General features: G+C 61.1%; 11 protein-coding genes and 2 pseudogenes. 10 read left to right on the forward strand and 3 right to left on the reverse strand.

What is annotated here, in order from left to right:
- The first annotated feature begins 23 nt into the window (after nucleotides 1-23).
- From SOP97_RS02985 to SOP97_RS03010, 7 genes and pseudogenes are all read left to right on the forward strand, one after another.
- Entirely contained in the window at nucleotides 24-335 is a 312-nt protein-coding gene (locus tag SOP97_RS02985; RefSeq protein ID WP_322948182.1) for a hypothetical protein, read from the forward strand.
- A 160-nt stretch (nucleotides 336-495) separates the two neighbouring features.
- Nucleotides 496-2,745: an EAL domain-containing protein gene (locus tag SOP97_RS02990; protein ID WP_322948183.1), complete on the forward strand. Its 2,250-nt coding sequence runs from the start codon at nucleotides 496-498 to the stop codon at nucleotides 2,743-2,745.
- Nucleotides 2,742-3,440, forward strand: a pseudogene (locus SOP97_RS20265) (PAS domain-containing protein); the annotation flags it as partial. The gene SOP97_RS02990 and the pseudogene SOP97_RS20265, both read left to right, overlap by 4 nt.
- Nucleotides 3,441-3,725: 285 nt before the next feature.
- Nucleotides 3,726-4,331: pseudogene (locus SOP97_RS20270) on the forward strand (methyl-accepting chemotaxis protein); the annotation flags it as partial.
- A 333-nt stretch (nucleotides 4,332-4,664) separates the two neighbouring features.
- A complete protein-coding gene (locus SOP97_RS03000) occupies nucleotides 4,665-5,795 on the forward strand; it encodes a PilT/PilU family type 4a pilus ATPase (RefSeq protein ID WP_274087359.1) in 1,131 nt (376 codons plus the stop codon).
- Nucleotides 5,796-5,890: 95 nt separating this feature from the next.
- Entirely contained in the window at nucleotides 5,891-7,525 is a 1,635-nt protein-coding gene (locus SOP97_RS03005) for a Na/Pi cotransporter family protein (RefSeq protein WP_274087360.1), read from the forward strand.
- Nucleotides 7,526-7,639: 114 nt separating this feature from the next.
- Nucleotides 7,640-9,496 (forward strand): sensor domain-containing diguanylate cyclase, encoded by a 1,857-nt coding sequence (locus SOP97_RS03010; RefSeq protein ID WP_274087361.1) that lies wholly within the window; start codon nucleotides 7,640-7,642, stop codon nucleotides 9,494-9,496.
- A 60-nt stretch (nucleotides 9,497-9,556) separates the two neighbouring features.
- Here SOP97_RS03010 and SOP97_RS03015 read toward each other — a convergent pair whose 3' ends face one another.
- Nucleotides 9,557-12,112, reverse strand: coding sequence for a TRAP transporter permease (locus SOP97_RS03015; protein WP_322948185.1), 2,556 nt, complete (start codon nucleotides 12,110-12,112; stop codon nucleotides 9,557-9,559).
- 188 nt (nucleotides 12,113-12,300) lie between these two features.
- Complete coding sequence (locus tag SOP97_RS03020) at nucleotides 12,301-13,272, reverse strand: TAXI family TRAP transporter solute-binding subunit (RefSeq protein WP_274087363.1); 972 nt, start codon at nucleotides 13,270-13,272, stop codon at nucleotides 12,301-12,303.
- Between the two features lie 194 nt (nucleotides 13,273-13,466).
- Between SOP97_RS03020 and SOP97_RS03025 the strand changes: the two genes are divergently transcribed.
- Nucleotides 13,467-14,492, forward strand: coding sequence for an AraC family transcriptional regulator (locus tag SOP97_RS03025; protein WP_274087364.1), 1,026 nt, complete (start codon nucleotides 13,467-13,469; stop codon nucleotides 14,490-14,492).
- Between the two features lie 4 nt (nucleotides 14,493-14,496).
- On the opposite strand, the gene SOP97_RS03030 is transcribed toward SOP97_RS03025, so the two are convergent.
- Nucleotides 14,497-15,447, reverse strand: a complete 951-nt coding sequence (locus SOP97_RS03030; protein ID WP_322948186.1) for an SDR family oxidoreductase — start codon at nucleotides 15,445-15,447, stop codon at nucleotides 14,497-14,499.
- Nucleotides 15,448-15,654: 207 nt separating this feature from the next.
- Here SOP97_RS03030 and SOP97_RS03035 point away from each other — a divergent pair, with 207 nt between their 5' ends.
- Together SOP97_RS03035 and SOP97_RS03040 are read left to right on the forward strand one after the other, a co-directional pair.
- Entirely contained in the window at nucleotides 15,655-16,002 is a 348-nt protein-coding gene (locus tag SOP97_RS03035; protein WP_322948187.1) for a VOC family protein, read from the forward strand.
- Between the two features lie 12 nt (nucleotides 16,003-16,014).
- Nucleotides 16,015-17,028 (forward strand): DUF5924 family protein, encoded by a 1,014-nt coding sequence (locus SOP97_RS03040; protein WP_322948188.1) that lies wholly within the window; start codon nucleotides 16,015-16,017, stop codon nucleotides 17,026-17,028.
- The last annotated feature ends 41 nt before the right edge of the window (nucleotides 17,029-17,069 follow it).

Below are 17,069 nucleotides of genomic sequence, written 5' to 3' on the forward strand. Positions count from 1 at the left end.
CTGAGACTAAAGTGCCATCACTTATGAATATCTCAGCCCCCATGCACCGGATCATCTGCACAGACGCTTCGCTGAGTGGGCCACTGCGTGAGTGGCTGGATAATCAGGCGGTTGCTGGAGAGGTCATCTGCAGCCCTGATGACTGCAGCAAAGCGCCCTTGTGCCGCTGGCTCGACCACGCACCGCTAGGCCCAGAAGGCCGCGCGCACGGTGCCTTGCTCGATGCGGTGGAGACGCTGATACGCACCCGTCATGCGTTTAAATCCCGCGAGCTGGCTGAATTACGCAGGCGCCTGGAACGACTGCTCGATGAATTGTCAGACGATGGGGAATAAGGTAGAACTGTTGACCCAGTAGGTTCCGCCACGGCGGAGACCGGCTTTGCCGGGCAGGACACAGGGCCTGCAAGACGAAGCGCCGAAGCGCCATGTTCATCACGAATATGGTGCTCGGCGCTTTTTTTATGCCTGAAGAAAACAACAACAGGGAAGGAACATGGGCTCAGCTACCGCACTCAACGAGCTGATAAGGCGTATCGGACTCAACCGTCAGGAGATTCAGCAACGCTGCAACCTGCTGAACTGGCAGAGCAGTGACGCCGCTTGCCTGAATGCCGCTGCCGATAACATGAACACCGCCCAACAGACGTTTACCGATCGGCTTTATCAACATCTGGAGGGTTTTCCTGGGGCGGCCGGGGTAATCAGCGACCCGGTCACCCAGCAGCGCCTCAAACACAGCCAGCAGGCCTATTACCAACGGCTGTGGCGCGGCCCATACAACGCCGATTACGTAGACAGCCGTCTGCGTATTGGCCTGATCCATCAGATGGCCGGGATCGAACTCAAATGGTACTTGGCCGGTTACCGGCTGTACCTCGATGAAATACTTGCCCAACTGTTTGATGCGCACCCCAATCAAGCGCTATTCGCCAGCCTGCTCAAGGCCGTGTTCTTCGACATGACCCTGGCCATCGACACTTACAGCGCCGCGCAGCGCAAGGCCCTGGAAGACAGCGAAGCGCGCTTTGCCCGGGCCTTACGCGGGGCCAACGACGGCATCTGGGACTGGCACCTGGGGCACGACCGCCTGTATGTCTCAACCCGCTGGGCGGCCATGCTCGGCCTGGATCACGACAGCCTGGGCGAAAGCAGCGCCAGCTGGTTTAACCGCGTTCATCCGGAAGACTTGCCCGGTCTACGCCAAGCCATCGAAGCCCATTGCAATGGCAGAAACGCGCAACTGAATCACGAGTACCGTATGCGCAGTAGCACGGGCGACTACCTCTGGGTACAGGCCCGTGGTGTGGTCGAGACAGACGCCAGCGGCCAGCAACGCATGGCCGGCTCACAAAGCGATATCAGCGCACGCAAGGCCATCGAAGAACAGCTACAACATGCCGCCCGCCATGACCCATTAACTGGATTAGGCAATCGCCTACGCCTCGATGAACTGCTGCCGCAAGCCTTGCAGCAGCTGAGCCACAGCGGCGCTCGGGAAGCCGCCCTGCTGTTTATTGACCTGGATCGCTTCAAGCTGATCAACGACAGCCTTGGCCATCACTGTGGTGATCAGGTGCTGATCGAGATCAGCCGCCGTCTCGCCCATTGCCTGCGCCCTGGCGATCACCTGTGCCGGTTTGGCGGTGACGAGTTTGTCGTTCTGCTCACCGATTTAGCCTGTGCCGAGGATGCCGAGCAGGTCGCTCAACGTATGCTCGACAGCCTAAGCCTGCCGTTGCACCTGGCCGGGCAAACCCTGGTGGTCAGCGCCAGTATCGGCATCACCGCCTTGCAGCCCAGTGACGCCTCGCAGGATGCCTTGCAGGCCGCCGACCTCGCTTTATATCAGGCCAAGCAGGCCGGCAAGGCGCAATTCGCCCGCTTCAGTGAGGCGCTACAGGTCAGTGCGCACTATCAGTTGGAGCTGGAAAGTGCACTGGGCCAGGCGCTGGAGCGCGACGAGTTTGTGCTGCACTACCAACCCATCCTGCGCATCGAAGCACAGGGCACGCGCTTCGTCGGCGTCGAGGCCTTGCTGCGTTGGCAGCGCGGCAGCACCCTGGTCCCACCGCTGGAGTTCATTACCTCACTGGAAGACTCCGGGCAGATTATCCGCGTCGGTGACTGGGTGCTCAGCCAGGCCTGCCGTCAGGTGCGCGCCTGGCAACTGGCCGGGCAGCCGCATCTGCATTGCGCGGTGAACCTCTCCAGCCGCCAGCTGCTGCAGGAAAACTTTGTCGAGCGGCTCAGTGAAATCCTCCGCGACAGCGGCTTGGCCGCCAGCGACCTGATCCTGGAAATCACCGAAAGCCAGTTGCTGGAAGACAGCACTGCCACCCTGATTACCCTGCGCGCCCTCGCCACTCTCGGTGTACGGCTGGCGCTGGATGACTTCGGCACCGGTTATTCCTCCCTCGGTTACCTCAAGCGCTTTCCGCTGCACATTCTTAAAGTCGATAGAAGCTTTATCAGCGGTGCCTCACAGAATGCCGAATTAACGGCGATCAGCCCGGCGATTATCGGCCTTGGCCAGAGCCTGGGTTTAGAGGTGGTGGCCGAAGGAGTTGAACGCGCGGAACACCTGGATTTTCTGCGCGCCCAAGGCTGCCACATGGCCCAGGGCTACTGGTTCAGCCGCCCCTTATCAGCTGCAGAGCTACACCAGCAGTTCATCACCCCCCCTGATGAACCGCGCCCCACATGCACCTCCCGCGCATCACTTGAAGAGCCGACAGAACAATGAAAATAAATCTGCCCGTCAGCCAGCGTGAAATCGATGTCCCCGCCAACGCCAACATCCTCTCCACCACCGACCTGAAAGGTGCGGTCAGCTACATCAACCCGGACTTCATCGCCATCAGCGGCTTTAACGAAGAAGACCTATACGGCCATAACCACAATATGGTGCGCCACCCTGATATGCCGCCCGCGGCGTTCGGACACCTCTGGCAAACCCTGAAAGCGGGGAAAGCCTGGATGGGCCTGGTGAAAAACCGCTGTAAGAATGGCGACCATTACTGGGTCAGCGCCTATGCCACGCCCGTGTTGCGTAACGGCCAGACGGTGGAATACCAGTCAGTGCGCACCCGCACGACACCGGAGCGCATTGCCCGTGCCGAGGCGCTGTACGCCCAGCTCAATGCCGGCGAAAAGCCTGCACAACTGCGCGCGCCACGCATGGCCCTGGACAACCGCCTGAGCCTGCTAACGGCCCTGCCGGTGCTGGGCAGTGCGGCCCTGCTGGGTATCAGCGATAGCCTGCCGTGGCTGGCCGCCATCAGCGCCGGCGTTGGCCTGGCGGGTGTGCTGGCGCTGGGCGTGAAACTGACCCTGCGGCCATTACGGCAGCTGCATCAGGAGGCGCAGGCTGTGGCTGATACCCCCCTGAGCCGGTGGGTGTATAGCGGCCGGCGCGACGAATTCGGGCAGATCGCGTTTGCCTTGCACAGCCTCAAAGCCGAGGCCGGCGCGGTGGTCGGGCGTATTGCCGACTCGGCGCGCCAGCTCAGCCAGGAAGCCGGCGAAATGGCCATCGCCGTGGATTGCAGCAACCAGGCCAGCTTGCAGCAGCAATCAGAAACCGAGCAGGTGGCCAGCGCCATTGGCCAGATGGCCACCAGCGTGCAAGAAGTGGCGCGCCATGCACAACTCAGCGCCAGTGCGGCCAGCGCAGCTGATCTGGAAACCAGCAGTGGCTTGCAGTTGGTTGAGCAAACGCGCCAGCAAATCAGTTCATTGGCCGCAGAAGTCTTGCAAGGCCATACGGTGATCCAGCAGTTGGAGCTGCACAGCCAGGACATCAATCAGGTGCTCGACGTGATTCAGGGCATCGCCGAGCAAACCAATTTGCTCGCACTCAACGCTGCCATCGAGGCCGCGCGCGCCGGTGAGGCAGGGCGCGGTTTTGCGGTGGTCGCCGACGAAGTCCGCGGGCTGGCGCAGCGCACCCAACAATCCACGGCCAAAATTCACGGCATCATCCAGGCCCTGCAACAGGGCACACGTGATGCTGTGGTGATGATGGAGCGCAGCCAGGCGCAGGCGCACAGCAGTGTCGAACAGGCCATGCAAGCGAGTCAGGCGCTGGACGGGATCAACCAGCGAGTGGCACAAATCAGTGACATGAGCATCCAGATTGCCGCGGCCGTCGAGGAACAAAGTGCCGTGGGCGACGACATTCAGCGCAACCTCTGCACCATTCGCGAGGCCAACGAAGTCAGCGTTACGGCCAGCCAGCAGAGCCGTAACAGCGCCCAACAATTCGCTGAACTGGCCGAACGCCTGCAATTTCTGGCCGACCAGTTCTGGGGCACTCAACGCGCCGGCTAAACGCCGGGCGCGGCGCTGCCATCTTAGGTAACGCCAAGGCCGCCATTCGCCTCGCTGCAACAGCGCCGGCAGTGGCGGTGCAGCTGGCGTTGCCTACTCGGCCTCAAGCGAGCGCCTTATCCCGCGCCAGCACCATCACGCCTAAATAAACGCCGCGCTTGCCGGCGTGACGAACACGCGGACGGTCAGTTCTCAGAAGATTTGCAGAGCATCAACCGGGACAGATTAGGCATACCCATCAGCCTCTCGGCATGAGCAAAGTGCTAGGGTACAGGGACAGCCGTAGTCATACCGTGACTGCTCAGGCATCAGTGCAAACGACGAGACGTAGTGATGAGCCATACCTTAGAAACCGCCGAACTGGATGTATTCCTTTACTTGCAAGCGCTGCATGAGCGCGGCGGTTCAGATATGTTTTTTAGTGTCGGCGCGCCGGCCCACCTGAAACTCGAAGGCACCAGCCAGGCATTCGATCAGCGCGTGCTCAAACAGGGCGAAGTGCAGCAGCTGGCCTATCAGCTGATGAACCAAAAACAGATCATGGAGTTTGAACGTGACCTGGAGATGAACCTAGCGGTCGGCGTGCAGAATGCAGGGCGCTTTCGGGTCAACGTTTATTATCAGCGCGGCCAGGTCGCCATGGTTGTACGCTCAATTAAGAGCAACATCCCCAATTTTGAAGCGCTCGGCCTACCGCGCCTGCTGGAAAAACTCAGCATGCAGGACCGCGGTTTGATTCTCGTGGTGGGCGCGGCCGGTTCGGGTAAATCGACCACCCTGGCGGCCATGCTGGATTTTCGTAACCGCCATAAGGGTGGGCATATCGTCTGCATTGAAGACCCCATCGAGTTTCTTCACGCGCACCAGCTGTCGATCATCGATCAGCGCGAAATCGGCCTGGATACTCACAGCTTTGCGGATGCGCTGCGCAACGTCCTGCGCGAAGCACCTGACGTAATCATGCTCGGTGAAATTCGCGACGCCGCGACCATGCAGCATGCGCTGCATTACGCCGAAACCGGCCACCTGTGCATTGCCACCTTGCACGCCACCAGCAGCAGCCATGCAATCGAACGCATTGTGCGGTTTTTCCCCGATGATGCCCGCAAACAGGTGCTGGCCGACCTGGCGCAGAACCTCTTAGCGATAGTGGGTCAGCGCTTGGTGCCGGGCTTGCAGCAAAAGCGCGTAGCGGCAATCGAAATGCTGCTGGGCACCCCCTATATCCGCGACCTGATCCAACGCGACCAGCTCAGTGACCTGCGCGAAGCCACCGCCCGCGGGCAAGAACAGGGCCTGCAGACCTTCGATCAACACCTCTACCTACTGCTCGAAGCGGGCCGCATCACCCTGGCCGAAGCGCTCAAGTTTGCTGACTCACGCACCGACCTGGGCCTCAAGGTAAAACTGCAGCGCGGCTTCTCTGCCGAAGACAACGAACTCAAGGTGATGCGCGACGCCTGACGCGGCTCAATAAAACGACTCATAGCCCGTACAACGCCGCCATCACGTACTGAGCACATAACAAGCGCCAACAAGGCGCGTAAGAGACGGCCACCATGCTGACGCTGCTCAACCTGCTTTCCGCCATCGCCCTGCTGATCTGGGGCACCCATATCGTCCGCACCGGCATCCTGCGCGTGTATGGCTCGCACCTGCGCAAAGTGCTCAGCCATAACGTCAGCAAACGGCCCATGGCCTTTGCCGCGGGCATTGGCGTGACCGCGCTGGTGCAGAGCAGCAACGCCACCGCGCTGCTGGTCACCTCCTTCGTATCCCAGGGGTTGATGGCGCTGACCCCGGCGCTGGCGATCATGCTCGGCGCGGATGTCGGCACCGCGTTAATGGCGCGGGTGCTGACCTTCGACCTGAGCTGGCTGAGCCCGCTGCTGATCTTCCTCGGAGTGATCTTCTTTCTCTCGCGCAAGCAGACTCGCGCCGGCCAGCTCGGCCGCGTTGGTATTGGCTTGGGCCTGATGCTGCTGGCGCTGGAGCTGATCGTCGCGGCCGCCACACCGATCACTCAGGAACAAGGCATCCGCGTGCTGTTTGCTTCGCTGACCGGCGACCTGCTGCTGGATGCCCTGGTCGGCGCGCTGTTTGCGCTGATCTCCTATTCCAGCCTGGCCGCCGTGCTGCTCACGGCCATGCTCACCGGCGCAGGGCTGATCAGCCTGCCGGTGGCCATCGGCCTGGTAATCGGCGCAAACATCGGCAGCGGCATACTGGCCTTTCTCACCAGCAGCCTGCAGACCCCAGCCGGGCGGCGGGTAGCACTCGGCAGCCTGCTGTACAAGCTGATCGGCCTGCTACTGGTCATGCCCTTCCTCGACCCCTTGGCCAACTGGCTGGACAGCCTGAACTGGCGCCCCGAAGAACTGGTGATCGGCTTTCATGTGCTCTACAACAGCCTGCGCTGCCTGCTGATGCTGCCCAGCGTCGGGCTAATGGCACGCTTCTGCAACTGGCTACTACCGGATCGCCCGGATGAAAGTGGCGTGGCCCGCCCGCGCCACCTCGACCCCACCGCGCTGTCGACACCGAGTCTGGCCCTGGCCAATGCGGTACGCGAAACCCTGCGTATCGGCGACCTGATCGAGACCATGCTCAGCCATCTGCTGGAAGTGCTGCAGGGTAGGCAAACCGCACGGAGCAAGGAGTTGCGTAGCCTCGATGATGACGTCGATGCACTCTACAGCGCGGTCAAACTCTACCTAGCCCAGGTATCGCGTGACGGCTTAAGCGAGCACGACAGTCGACGCTGGGCGGAAATCATCGAACTGGCGGTCAACCTGGAACAGGCCGGCGACATCATCGAGCGCATGCTCGGTAAAGTGCAGGATCAGAAAACCGCCCAGCGCCACGCCTTCTCCGACAGCGGCCTGGAAGAGCTGACCAGCCTGCATCAGCAACTCACGGCCAACCTACGTCTGGGCCTTTCGGTATTTCTTTCCGGCGACAAGGAAAGTGCCCGCCAGCTGCTGCGCGAAAAACGCCGCTTCCGCGCCCAGGAGCGCCGCCTGGCCCACGCACATGTCGGGCGCCTGCACCACCAAGTGGTGCAAAGCATCGAAACCAGCGGCCTGCACATGGAACTGATCGCCGATATGAAACGCCTCAACTCGCTATTCTGCGCCAGCGCTTATGTGGTACTGGAGAGTGGCGAAACGGGGGCGCTGCATGTGGAGGAATAGGCCAGTCCTCGCGGAGTATGGAAGGTGTGCGCAATCGCGCCCCTCTTGTAGACTGCGCTGACGTTGCAGCCTTCGGCACCTCAGTTGCTGATTGAACACTAAAGGATAGTTCGCATGCATAAGCCTCGTTATCGGCCACTTTTAGCTGGCTGGCGTCTACTGCTTATCGCGCTGCTGGCTATCCCGACTGGTGCCCTGGCACAAGTGCTGGATGTAACCCGCATGCCGAACGCAGCGCTGTCGCTGACCACGGCCGTCGAGTTGCTGGAAGACCCGCAGCGCCGCCTAAGCCTGGCGGACGTACAATCGCCGGTGAACGCAGCCCGCTTCATCGGCGAAATGCCGCCCACTGCAGCATTGGCGCTCGGCTTTACCCGCTCGGCTTACTGGTTACGCATAACCTTGGGCAACAGCAGTAATGCGCCACTGGAGCGCATGCTGGTGGTCGACAACCCGCGCATTTCCTACGTCGAGACATACCTGCCTAACGCACATGGCCACTACCGGTCGGTCCGTACCGGCTGTGACACCCCATTTGACACACGGATCTACCCCAATCGTAACTTCGTCTTTCCCTTGAGCCTGCCGGCCCAGAGTAAGCAGGTGATCTACCTACGACTGGAGTCCACTGTTGGCCTGCTGGTGCCCCTACAACTCTGGACGCCTAAAGCCTTTCATGACTACGAGCGTGACGACTACGTGGCACAGGCGTGGTACTTCGGCATGGCCAGCGCCATGATTCTTTTCAACCTGATGCTGTTTATTGCATTACGCGAACGCATCTACCTGTTCTACATCACTTTCGTGACCTGCACGGCATGCACCCTGGCGATCAAGAACGGCATGATCCCGCCATGGTTCGGGAATGGGCTTAACCTTCATTCCAATGTGGCCTACTACTCGGGTGCCTCGCTGACCGTCAGTTCTCTGCTGCTGTTTATGCGGCACATGCTGGAGACGCACCGCCTCATGCCGAGGATGGATCGGCTGCTGCAGGGCCTGGTTGTACTATTCCTGCTATCGCCGCTGGCATTTGCGCTGGCGTTGCCGGCGGTCGCTCGCATGACAATCCTGCTCTACCTGTCCTGCGCAGCGTTGATCTTGGTCGTGGTGCTGATGTGTGCCTACAAGCGCCAGCGCAGTGCCTATTTCTTTCTTGGTGCCTTTGTACTGCTCATCTTCGGCGGCGCCATGACCTTGCTCAGAGCGTTAGGAATAGTGCCAACCAACGCCTTTACCGTGGACGGAGTTCAGCTGGGCTCGACCATGGAGATGCTGTTGCTGGCCTTTGCTCTGGCTGATCGCCTCAACGTGATGCGTAAAGAAAAGGCCAGGGTGCAGGTAGAACTGCTGCACGCCCAGCAACAGCTGGTGGACAGCCTGAAAATCTCCGAGCGCGAATTGGAGCAGAGAGTGGTGCAACGCACCGATGAACTGCAGGTTCTCAATAGCAAGCTTGAGGCATTAAGCCTGACCGACAGCCTGACAGGGATCGCCAACCGTCGGCACTTCGACATGCTCCTGCAGCAGGAATGGCAACGCGCCAAGCGCCTGGGCCAGCCACTGGCTCTGGGCATGCTGGATGTGGACCACTTTAAGGACTACAACGATCACTATGGCCATCTGGCTGGCGATACCTGCCTGCGCGAAGTCGCTCAGGCGCTCGCGGCCAGCCTGAGTCGCAGCAGCGACGTGGTGGCGCGTTTTGGTGGTGAGGAATTCGTCTTTATCAGCCCCATGAGCGACGCCCAGGATGCACTGCATGTGGCGCAGCGAGTCGTGCAGGCGGTGGCCGATCTCGCTCTGCCGCATGCCAGCTCGCCCATTGGTTATGTGACGGTGAGTGTCGGGGTGGTGGCCGTGCGGCCTGGCCCCGCGAGCACCGCCGAAGACATGCTGAGACGTGCCGACGCCGCGCTCTACCAAGCCAAGAACAACGGCCGCAATCGCGCAGAGCTGGCGGCGGAGTAAACCAAAAGCAACAAAGGCAGCCGAAGCTGCCTTTGTTGTTAACCACGACCAAACCGCAGCTTAAGCTTCTAACTTACGACGGCGGCGCTGTAACCAGACCACCAAGGCAAACAACAGGAAGCCGGGGATCCACATCAGCTCTTTGGTCATACGCTGGGTAGGCGCACGGACCTTGAGGATCTGCTGGTCGAACTGCAGGCCGGCTTCGGCGGCGGGGCTGGCGAAGGTCACGCTGTCGACCAGCACCTTGTCGCCGTCCTCGTAAGTCAGTAAGCCTAGCTTCTGCAGACGCTCATCACCGCTGGCACCCTCAGGCACAGGTAGCAATAGGCTGAACTCGCGCGCATCACCTACGGCATCCTCACCCTTGATGCGTAAACGCAGCTGGCTACCTGCTTCAACATCGCCAAGGGCTTGAGCCAGTTGTGCCGGCGGAATGTCGCGATAAGGGTCGTGCACGATGTCCATCCAGAAGCCTGGGCGGAACAGGGTGAAAGCCACCAGCAGCAGCATGACGTTCTCATACCAGCGGCTGCGCACCAGGAAGAAGCCCTGGCTGCCGGCGGCGAAGATCAGCATCGCCACAGTGGCGATGATGAAGATCAGCACGCCGTGCCAAAAGTCCACGTCGATCAGCAACAGGTCGGTGTTGAAGATAAACAGGAACGGCAAGATCGCCGTGCGCAGGCTGTAATAGAACGCCGCAATGCCGGTCTTGATCGGGTCGCCCTTGGACACCGCCGCCGCCGCGAACGAGGCCAAGCCCACCGGCGGCGTGACGTCGGCCATGATGCCGAAGTAGAAGACGAACAGGTGCACGGCAATCAGCGGCACGATCAGGCCATTCTGCTGGCCGAGGGTAACGATCACTGGCACCAGCAGGCTGGACACCACGATGTAGTTGGCGGTGGTCGGCAAGCCCATGCCCAGCACCAGGCTGAAAATGGCGGTGAGCACCAGCATCAGCAGCAGGTTGCCCATCGACAGTAGCTCGACCAGATCGGCCAGGACCAGACCAACCCCGGTTTGCGAGACCGCACCGACGATCATCCCCGCCGCCGCGGTGGCAATACCGATACCGATCATATTGCGCGCACCGGCAATCAGGCCTTCACGCAGGTCGATCACGCCATCCATAAACGAACCGTGAGCATGCGTGCCGTCGGTGCGTAGCCAGGTCAACAGCGGGCGCTGAGTGAGCAGGATGATTACCAGCATTACGCTGCCCCAGAACGCCGACAAGCCTGGGGACAAGCGCTCGATCATCAGGCACCAGACCAACACCACCACCGGCAGCAAAAAGTGCAAACCGGACAGCAGTACGGCGCGCGTTTGCGGCAGTTTGTCGAGCGGCGCGTCGGGGTCTTCGGTAGGCAACACCGGCACGCTGGCGGCGATTTTCAGCAAGCCGAGATAGACCAGCGCCAGCAGCGCGCCGATGCCCGGCAAGGCGAAATCGCCCAATGCCGGCTTGAGCCAGCCGAGGCCGTAGTACACCGCCAACGATAAACCGCTGATCAGAGCAGCGCCGAAGGCAAAGCCGGTTAGACGGCGTAACCACGGCTTGGGCTGATGGCCGCCAATGGGCTGCAGGCCGAGTTTGAGCGACTCCAGGTGGACGATATACAGCAGCGCGATGTAGGAGATCGCCGCCGGCAGGAACGCGTGCTTGATGATCTCGACATAGGGCATGCCGATGTATTCGACCATCAAAAAGGCCGCCGCACCCATCACCGGCGGCATGATCTGGCCGTTGACCGACGAGGCCACTTCCACGGCCCCGGCCTTCTCGGCCGAGAAGCCGGTGCGCTTCATCATCGGGATGGTGAAGGTGCCGGTGGTCACCACGTTGGCAATCGACGAGCCGGAGATCAGCCCAGTCAAACCGGAGGCGACCACGGCTGCTTTGGCCGGGCCACCACGGAAGTGCCCGAGCATGCTGAAGGCCAGCTGAATAAAGTAATGCCCGGCACCGGCGCGATCCAGCAGTGCGCCAAACAGAACAAAGAGGAAGACGAAGCTGGTGGACACCCCAAGGGCAATGCCAAACACCCCTTCGGTGGTGATCCACTGGTGGTTGGCCAACGCATTGAGGCTAACCCCACGGTGCGCCAACAGCCCCGGCATATAGGGCCCGGCCAGGCTGTAGATGAGGAACAGCAAAGCAATGATGGCCAGCGGTGGGCCAAGCACCCGGCGCGTGGCTTCCAGCAGCAGGGGTATGCCAATACAGGCCGTCAGCATGTCCGCCGTGGTCAGGCTGCCGGGGCGCAAGGCCAGCTGCTGGTAGAAAATAAACAGGTAGGCGGCGCTGGCGGCAGCGACCAGGCCCAAGGCGATATCCAACAGCGGAACACGGTCGCGCGGCGACTTCTGGAACGCCGGGTAGGCGAGGAAGGCCAGAAGCAAGGCAAACGCTAGGTGGATAGAGCGGGTTTCGGTGTCGTTGAACACGCCAATGCCGAAGATGAACGGCAGCGGCGAGGCGATCCACAGTTGAAACAGCGACCAGAGCAGGGCCAGGCCAGTGATCACCTGGGCCATGGCCCCCAGAGGGGTGCGCGCACCCACATCCTGGGCAATCAGTTCTTCGGTGGACAGTTGCTTGTCATGCATGGGTCGAACCTGCATTCGAGAGTACGGAAAACGGCAAAACCCGCAGCCTCGCAGCTGCGGGTTTGCTTATGTATAGACGCTAGCCTGTTTCCAGGCCGAAGGCCGTCTTAAACCTGCCTTCGATCCAGCGAGCTAGACACTGTTGTTAATCCAACAGATGTTGCGCTCAGCAGATCGAAGTTCAGATTTTACAGCCAGCCGCGCTCTTTGTAGTAACGCACAGCACCTTCGTGCAGCGGCGCACTGAGGCCGACTTTGATCATGTCTGCTTCTTTCAGGTCGGCAAATGCAGGGTGCAGACGCTTGAAGCGATCAATGTTGTCGAACACCGACTTAACCAGCTGGTAAACCACTTCCGGGCTGGCCTTGGCCGAGGTAGACAGCACAGCCTTGCCGCCGATCGACGGAGTCGGTGCATCGTTGCCCTTGTACACGCCGCCTGGGATCTCAGCCTTGGTGTAGTAGCTCTTCGCCGCCAGCAGTTTGTCGATTTCAGCGCCGGTCACCGGCACCAGGACCGCGTCGGTGGTGGTGGTGGCTTCCTGGATCGCGCCATTCGGATGACCAACGAAGTAGGTCATCGCATCGATGTTGTTGTCGCCCAGCGCCGAGGCTTGCTCAGCTGGCTTCAACTCAGCGGCCAGGGAGAACGCCGAACGGTCCCAACCTTTGACCTGCATGATTTCTTCCAGGGTGTCGCGCTGACCGGAACCTGGGTTACCGATGTTGACACGCTTGCCTTTGAGGTCATCAAAGCTGGCGATATTGGCGTCACGGCGAGCGAGAATGGTGAACACTTCGCTCTGCAGCGAGAACACCGCGCGGATGTCATCCATCGCGCCTTCTTTCTCGAACGGGGTTACGCCTTTCATCGCCTTGAACTGGTGGTCCGACTGCATGATGCCGAAGTTGAATTCGCCGCTGCGGATACCGTTAACGTTGGCCACGCCGCCGCCACTGGCTGGAGCGTTGCACTTGATACCGTGGTCAGCTGCGCCACGGTTGAGGAAACGGCAGATAGATTGACCAGCCACGTAATAAACGCCGGTTTGACCGCCGGTGCCAATGGTCACGAATTGTTCTTCGGCCTGTACGGCGCTGCTCAGGGTAATACCCGCGAGTGCAGCTGACAGGGCCCATGCCAGGGATTTACCTTTCATGGGAGTTCTCCTTTTCTGTTTATTTTGGACCCGCACGCCCCTTTTGAGTGCGCCCGGAAGGACAAGAGTCTAACCGCTCAGGCGCAGGTTGCACGACGTAATAGCGAACAACGCTGGTAACCAGGTATTTATTGCCCCGCTCGCCGAGCGTCATATCGCTACCGCCGAGCCGCGGCTTTGGGCAGAATCAGGCCATGCTCAAACACTCGCTCGACTCACCCCACACCTCGGTTAGCGCCAGCATCACCCTCGCGGTGCTGCATGCCGCCAGCCGCCTGGGCATTGATCGCAGCCAATTGATGAGTGCATGCGCGCTCAGCGACAGCCAGCTCAGTGACCCCGATGCCCGCGTGCCTTTCGCCACCCAGGAACAGCTGTGGCAACACCTCAGCCGCATCGAACAAGCCGAACCCGGCCTGGCCCTGGGTTGCAACCTCGCCCCCGGCCCGTTCAGCGTGCTCGGTTACCTGCTGCAAAGTAGCCCCACATTAGGTGATGCGCTGGACGCCGGGCGGCGCTATCAGCGTCTGGTGGGCGAAGGCGGCGAAGTGCAATTGCACGAACAGGGCGATGAACTGCAACTGCTCTATCGCCCGCTGCACCCCGAGCTACCCGCTACCCGTACCCGCGTCTTGGCACTGATGGCCTGCTGGGTGCAGATGCTGCATCCGTTGCTGGATGACTGGCAGCTGCTGCGCGCGCAATTTGTGCACCCGCAGCCGCCCGTACTGGACAGCTACACCGCGATCTTCGCCTGCCCGTTGCAGTTTTCCGCCAGTGATTACGGCATTGTCCTGCCACGCCGCCTGGCCAGCGCGCCGCTGATCCAGGCCAACCCACCGTTGCAAACGCTGTTGCGCCAGCATGCCGAAGCCCTACTCGCGCGGCTGCCCAGCGCCGGGCTGAGCGCCCGTGTGGTGGCCTTGCTGGGCGAGCAGTTGGCGCGCGGCGAACCGGACCGCAGCGAACTGGCGCGCCACCTACACCTGAGCGAGCGCACCCTGCAGCGGCGCCTGGCCGAAGAAGGCTGCCACTACCAACAACTGCTCAACGACACCCGCCGACAACTGGCCGAACAGCACCTGAGCAGTGGCGACTTACCCGCCGCAGAAATTGCCCTGCTGCTGGGCTATTCGGAACCCAGCGTATTCTTCCGCGCGTTTCGCCAATGGACCGGGCTCACGCCAGGCGAGTATCGCGCTCGGCAGAAAGCGCTCTAGCACCTCAAAGCCCCTGCGCCCGCAAGAACGCTAAAAACGCCTCGCGCGAGCTGTAGCGTGGGCTAAAGCCGAATTCCTGTTTAAGCCGACGATTGCTCAGCACCGGGCGATAACGCAGAAAATCCACCTGCTCCGGGCCGTAGGGGCTGAGGCCGAGGGGTTTCAGCACGCGTAATGCGGCGCGGATCAGCCAGGCTGGCAGGACGCGATACGGTTTACCGAGCAGTTCGGCGATGTCCTTGAGTGACAGCGCGCCGTCGCCGGCCAAGTTGAAGATGCCGGCGCTCTGCTGGCGCAGGCCGCGGCAGATGATGTCCACCACATCCTGATCCCAGATAAATACGAAGCGGCTGTCACTACCACGGATGCCCAGCACAGCGCGTTGCTTAAACAGCTCGGTAATCTGATTGTTTACCCGTTTGCCCAAAATGGTGCCGGGACGCAGCACCAGCTGCTTGAGCTGCGGGTGCTGCACCCGTGCCTCGGCCAGCAGTTGCTCCACTTCGCGCTTGTGCTTGGCATAGGCAAAGTCGGCGTGGCCACGTAGCGGTTGGTCTTCGTCCAGCCACTCGGCGTTTTGCGGGTCATAGCCATAGGCGGCGCCGGAGCTGGTGAAGATCAGCTGTTCAACGCCATGGGCCGCCGCCGCGCGGATCAGCGCCTGGGTGCCGCCAACATCAATGGCATGCAAGTGCGCTTCGCTCATGCCGGGCGGTGGGGTGACCACCGAAGCCAGGTGCACGACAGCCTGGGGTTGCCAGGTCGCTATGCAGTTTTCCACCGCCGCCGACTGGCTGATATCGAGCAGCACCGGCTCGATATTCAGCTTCATTCCCGCGCGGTTCTGCGGGCGAATATCGGCGGCAATCAGTGTCCACTGCGGCTGCTGAATAGCCAGTTGGTTAAGCAGTTGCTGGCCGATATAGCCAGCCGCTCCGGTGATCAAAACGCGCATTAACCTCTCCCTATGCAGCGCGGCCACGTGGCACGCGGGGCTGCGTTTTTGCCGACTGTATTTACCCATTGCAGGCTATCGGCTGCGGTGCGGGGAGGCAGTGGCAAGGCTGGCCAAACACTGTGGCCAAAGGCGACAGATGCTTACGCCCTGGTGTGCTGGGCGCGCTATGCTCTGCGCCCGATCGTTCGCCTAGGGATAGCGACCATGAGCCAAACCGAACAGAACCTGCGTATCGACTACATCGAGTTCGCTGCCGTCGACCTACCGGCGCTCAAGCAGTTCTATGAGCAGGTCTTCGGCTGGCGCTTTACCGACTATGGCCCGCACTACAGCAGCTTTACCGACGGACGCATGACGGGCGGCTTTACCACCGACAGCACTGTGGGGTGCGGGCCGCTGGTGGTGATTTACGCCACCGATCTGCAAGGCGTGTGTGCCCAGGTAGCCTCAGCGGGTGGGCAGATCACTCAGGCAATCTTCAGTTTCCCCGGTGGCCGGCGCTTTGAGTTCAAAGACCCCAGCGGCAACCGTCTGGCCGTCTGGTCGGAATAATCGAGTCAAGCCATGCCCGCACTGAAACAACAGTTTTTCAAACTGATCGCTCTGGTACAACGTAACCCCGGGTTGGTCGCGATCTTCGGCTTTGCCTCGGGGCTGGCGAGCTTTCTGCTGGTCGAGCGCCAGGCCGAACTGGCGCGGGTGCTGGCATTAGTGATGCTGGTCAGCTGGCTGTGGCTGATCATGGAAAACATCCTGCGCGAGCGCATCGCCCAGTGGTTCGGCTTCGAGTTGCCGCCGCCACTGTTGCGCTACGCCACGCAGATGATCCACCAGGAGAGCCTGTTTTTCGTTCTGCCGTTCTTCTTTATCACCACCACCTGGAACAGCGGCCAGTTGCTGTTCAGCGGCCTACTGGCTTGCGCGGCGCTGATCTCGATCATCGACCCGTTGTACTACAAGTGGCTGGCGCCCAAGCGCTGGCTGTTTCTCGCCTATCACACCCTGGCGCTGTTCGCCGTGCTGCTCACGGCGCTGCCGATTATCTTCAAACTGACCACGCCGCAGAGCTATCAGCTAGCGCTGGCAGCGGCGGTGATTCTGTCGTTTCCCTCACTGTTCACGATCATCACCGTGCAACGCTGGTGGCGTGGCTTGCTGCTGGTTGGGATGACCCTGGCGATAGGTGCTGGCGGCTGGCTGGTACGCGTCTGGGTGCCGCCCGCGACCCTGTGGCTGGCCGAGGTGGCGGTCACCAGCGAATTCGACAACCAGAACCGCGCGCCGGGCGAAAGCATCAAGCAATTGAGCGTGGCGCAACTGCGCAGCCAGGGCCTGTTCGCCTACACCGCGATCAACGCACCGCGTGGGTTGAATGAGCGGATTTATCACGTGTGGCGCCGCGATGGCGGCGAAGTCGAGCGCATCGCCCTGAATATCCACGGCGGGCGCAAAGAAGGCTATCGCGCCTGGACCCACAAACAGAACTTCCCGGCCGATGCCGTGGGCCGCTGGCAGGTGCAGGTGCTGACCGAGGCCGGGCAGATGATTGGGGTGCTGCGGTTTAAGGTGGTGGAGTAACCATCAGATAAACCTATCTGAGATCTCTTGAGCTAGAGCCT

The organism is Pseudomonas spirodelae (assembly GCF_034653255.1).
GTDB lineage: Bacteria > Pseudomonadota > Gammaproteobacteria > Pseudomonadales > Pseudomonadaceae > Aquipseudomonas > Aquipseudomonas spirodelae.

Excerpts from the sequence above, each read along its gene's own strand:
- SOP97_RS02985 (WP_322948182.1), top strand. The coding sequence starts at position 24 with ATGAATATCTCAGCCCCCATGCACCGGATCATCTGCACAGACGCTTCG.
- SOP97_RS03035 (WP_322948187.1), top strand. The coding sequence starts at position 15,655 with ATGAGCCAAACCGAACAGAACCTGCGTATCGACTACATCGAGTTCGCT.
- SOP97_RS03040 (WP_322948188.1), top strand. The coding sequence starts at position 16,015 with ATGCCCGCACTGAAACAACAGTTTTTCAAACTGATCGCTCTGGTACAA.
- SOP97_RS03025 (WP_274087364.1), top strand. The coding sequence starts at position 13,467 with ATGCTCAAACACTCGCTCGACTCACCCCACACCTCGGTTAGCGCCAGC.
- SOP97_RS03015 (WP_322948185.1), bottom strand. The coding sequence starts at position 12,112 with ATGCATGACAAGCAACTGTCCACCGAAGAACTGATTGCCCAGGATGTG.
- SOP97_RS03020 (WP_274087363.1), bottom strand. The coding sequence starts at position 13,272 with ATGAAAGGTAAATCCCTGGCATGGGCCCTGTCAGCTGCACTCGCGGGT.
- SOP97_RS02990 (WP_322948183.1), top strand. The coding sequence starts at position 496 with ATGGGCTCAGCTACCGCACTCAACGAGCTGATAAGGCGTATCGGACTC.
- SOP97_RS03005 (WP_274087360.1), top strand. The coding sequence starts at position 5,891 with ATGCTGACGCTGCTCAACCTGCTTTCCGCCATCGCCCTGCTGATCTGG.
- SOP97_RS03030 (WP_322948186.1), bottom strand. The coding sequence starts at position 15,447 with ATGCGCGTTTTGATCACCGGAGCGGCTGGCTATATCGGCCAGCAACTG.
- SOP97_RS03010 (WP_274087361.1), top strand. The coding sequence starts at position 7,640 with ATGCATAAGCCTCGTTATCGGCCACTTTTAGCTGGCTGGCGTCTACTG.
- SOP97_RS03000 (WP_274087359.1), top strand. The coding sequence starts at position 4,665 with ATGAGCCATACCTTAGAAACCGCCGAACTGGATGTATTCCTTTACTTG.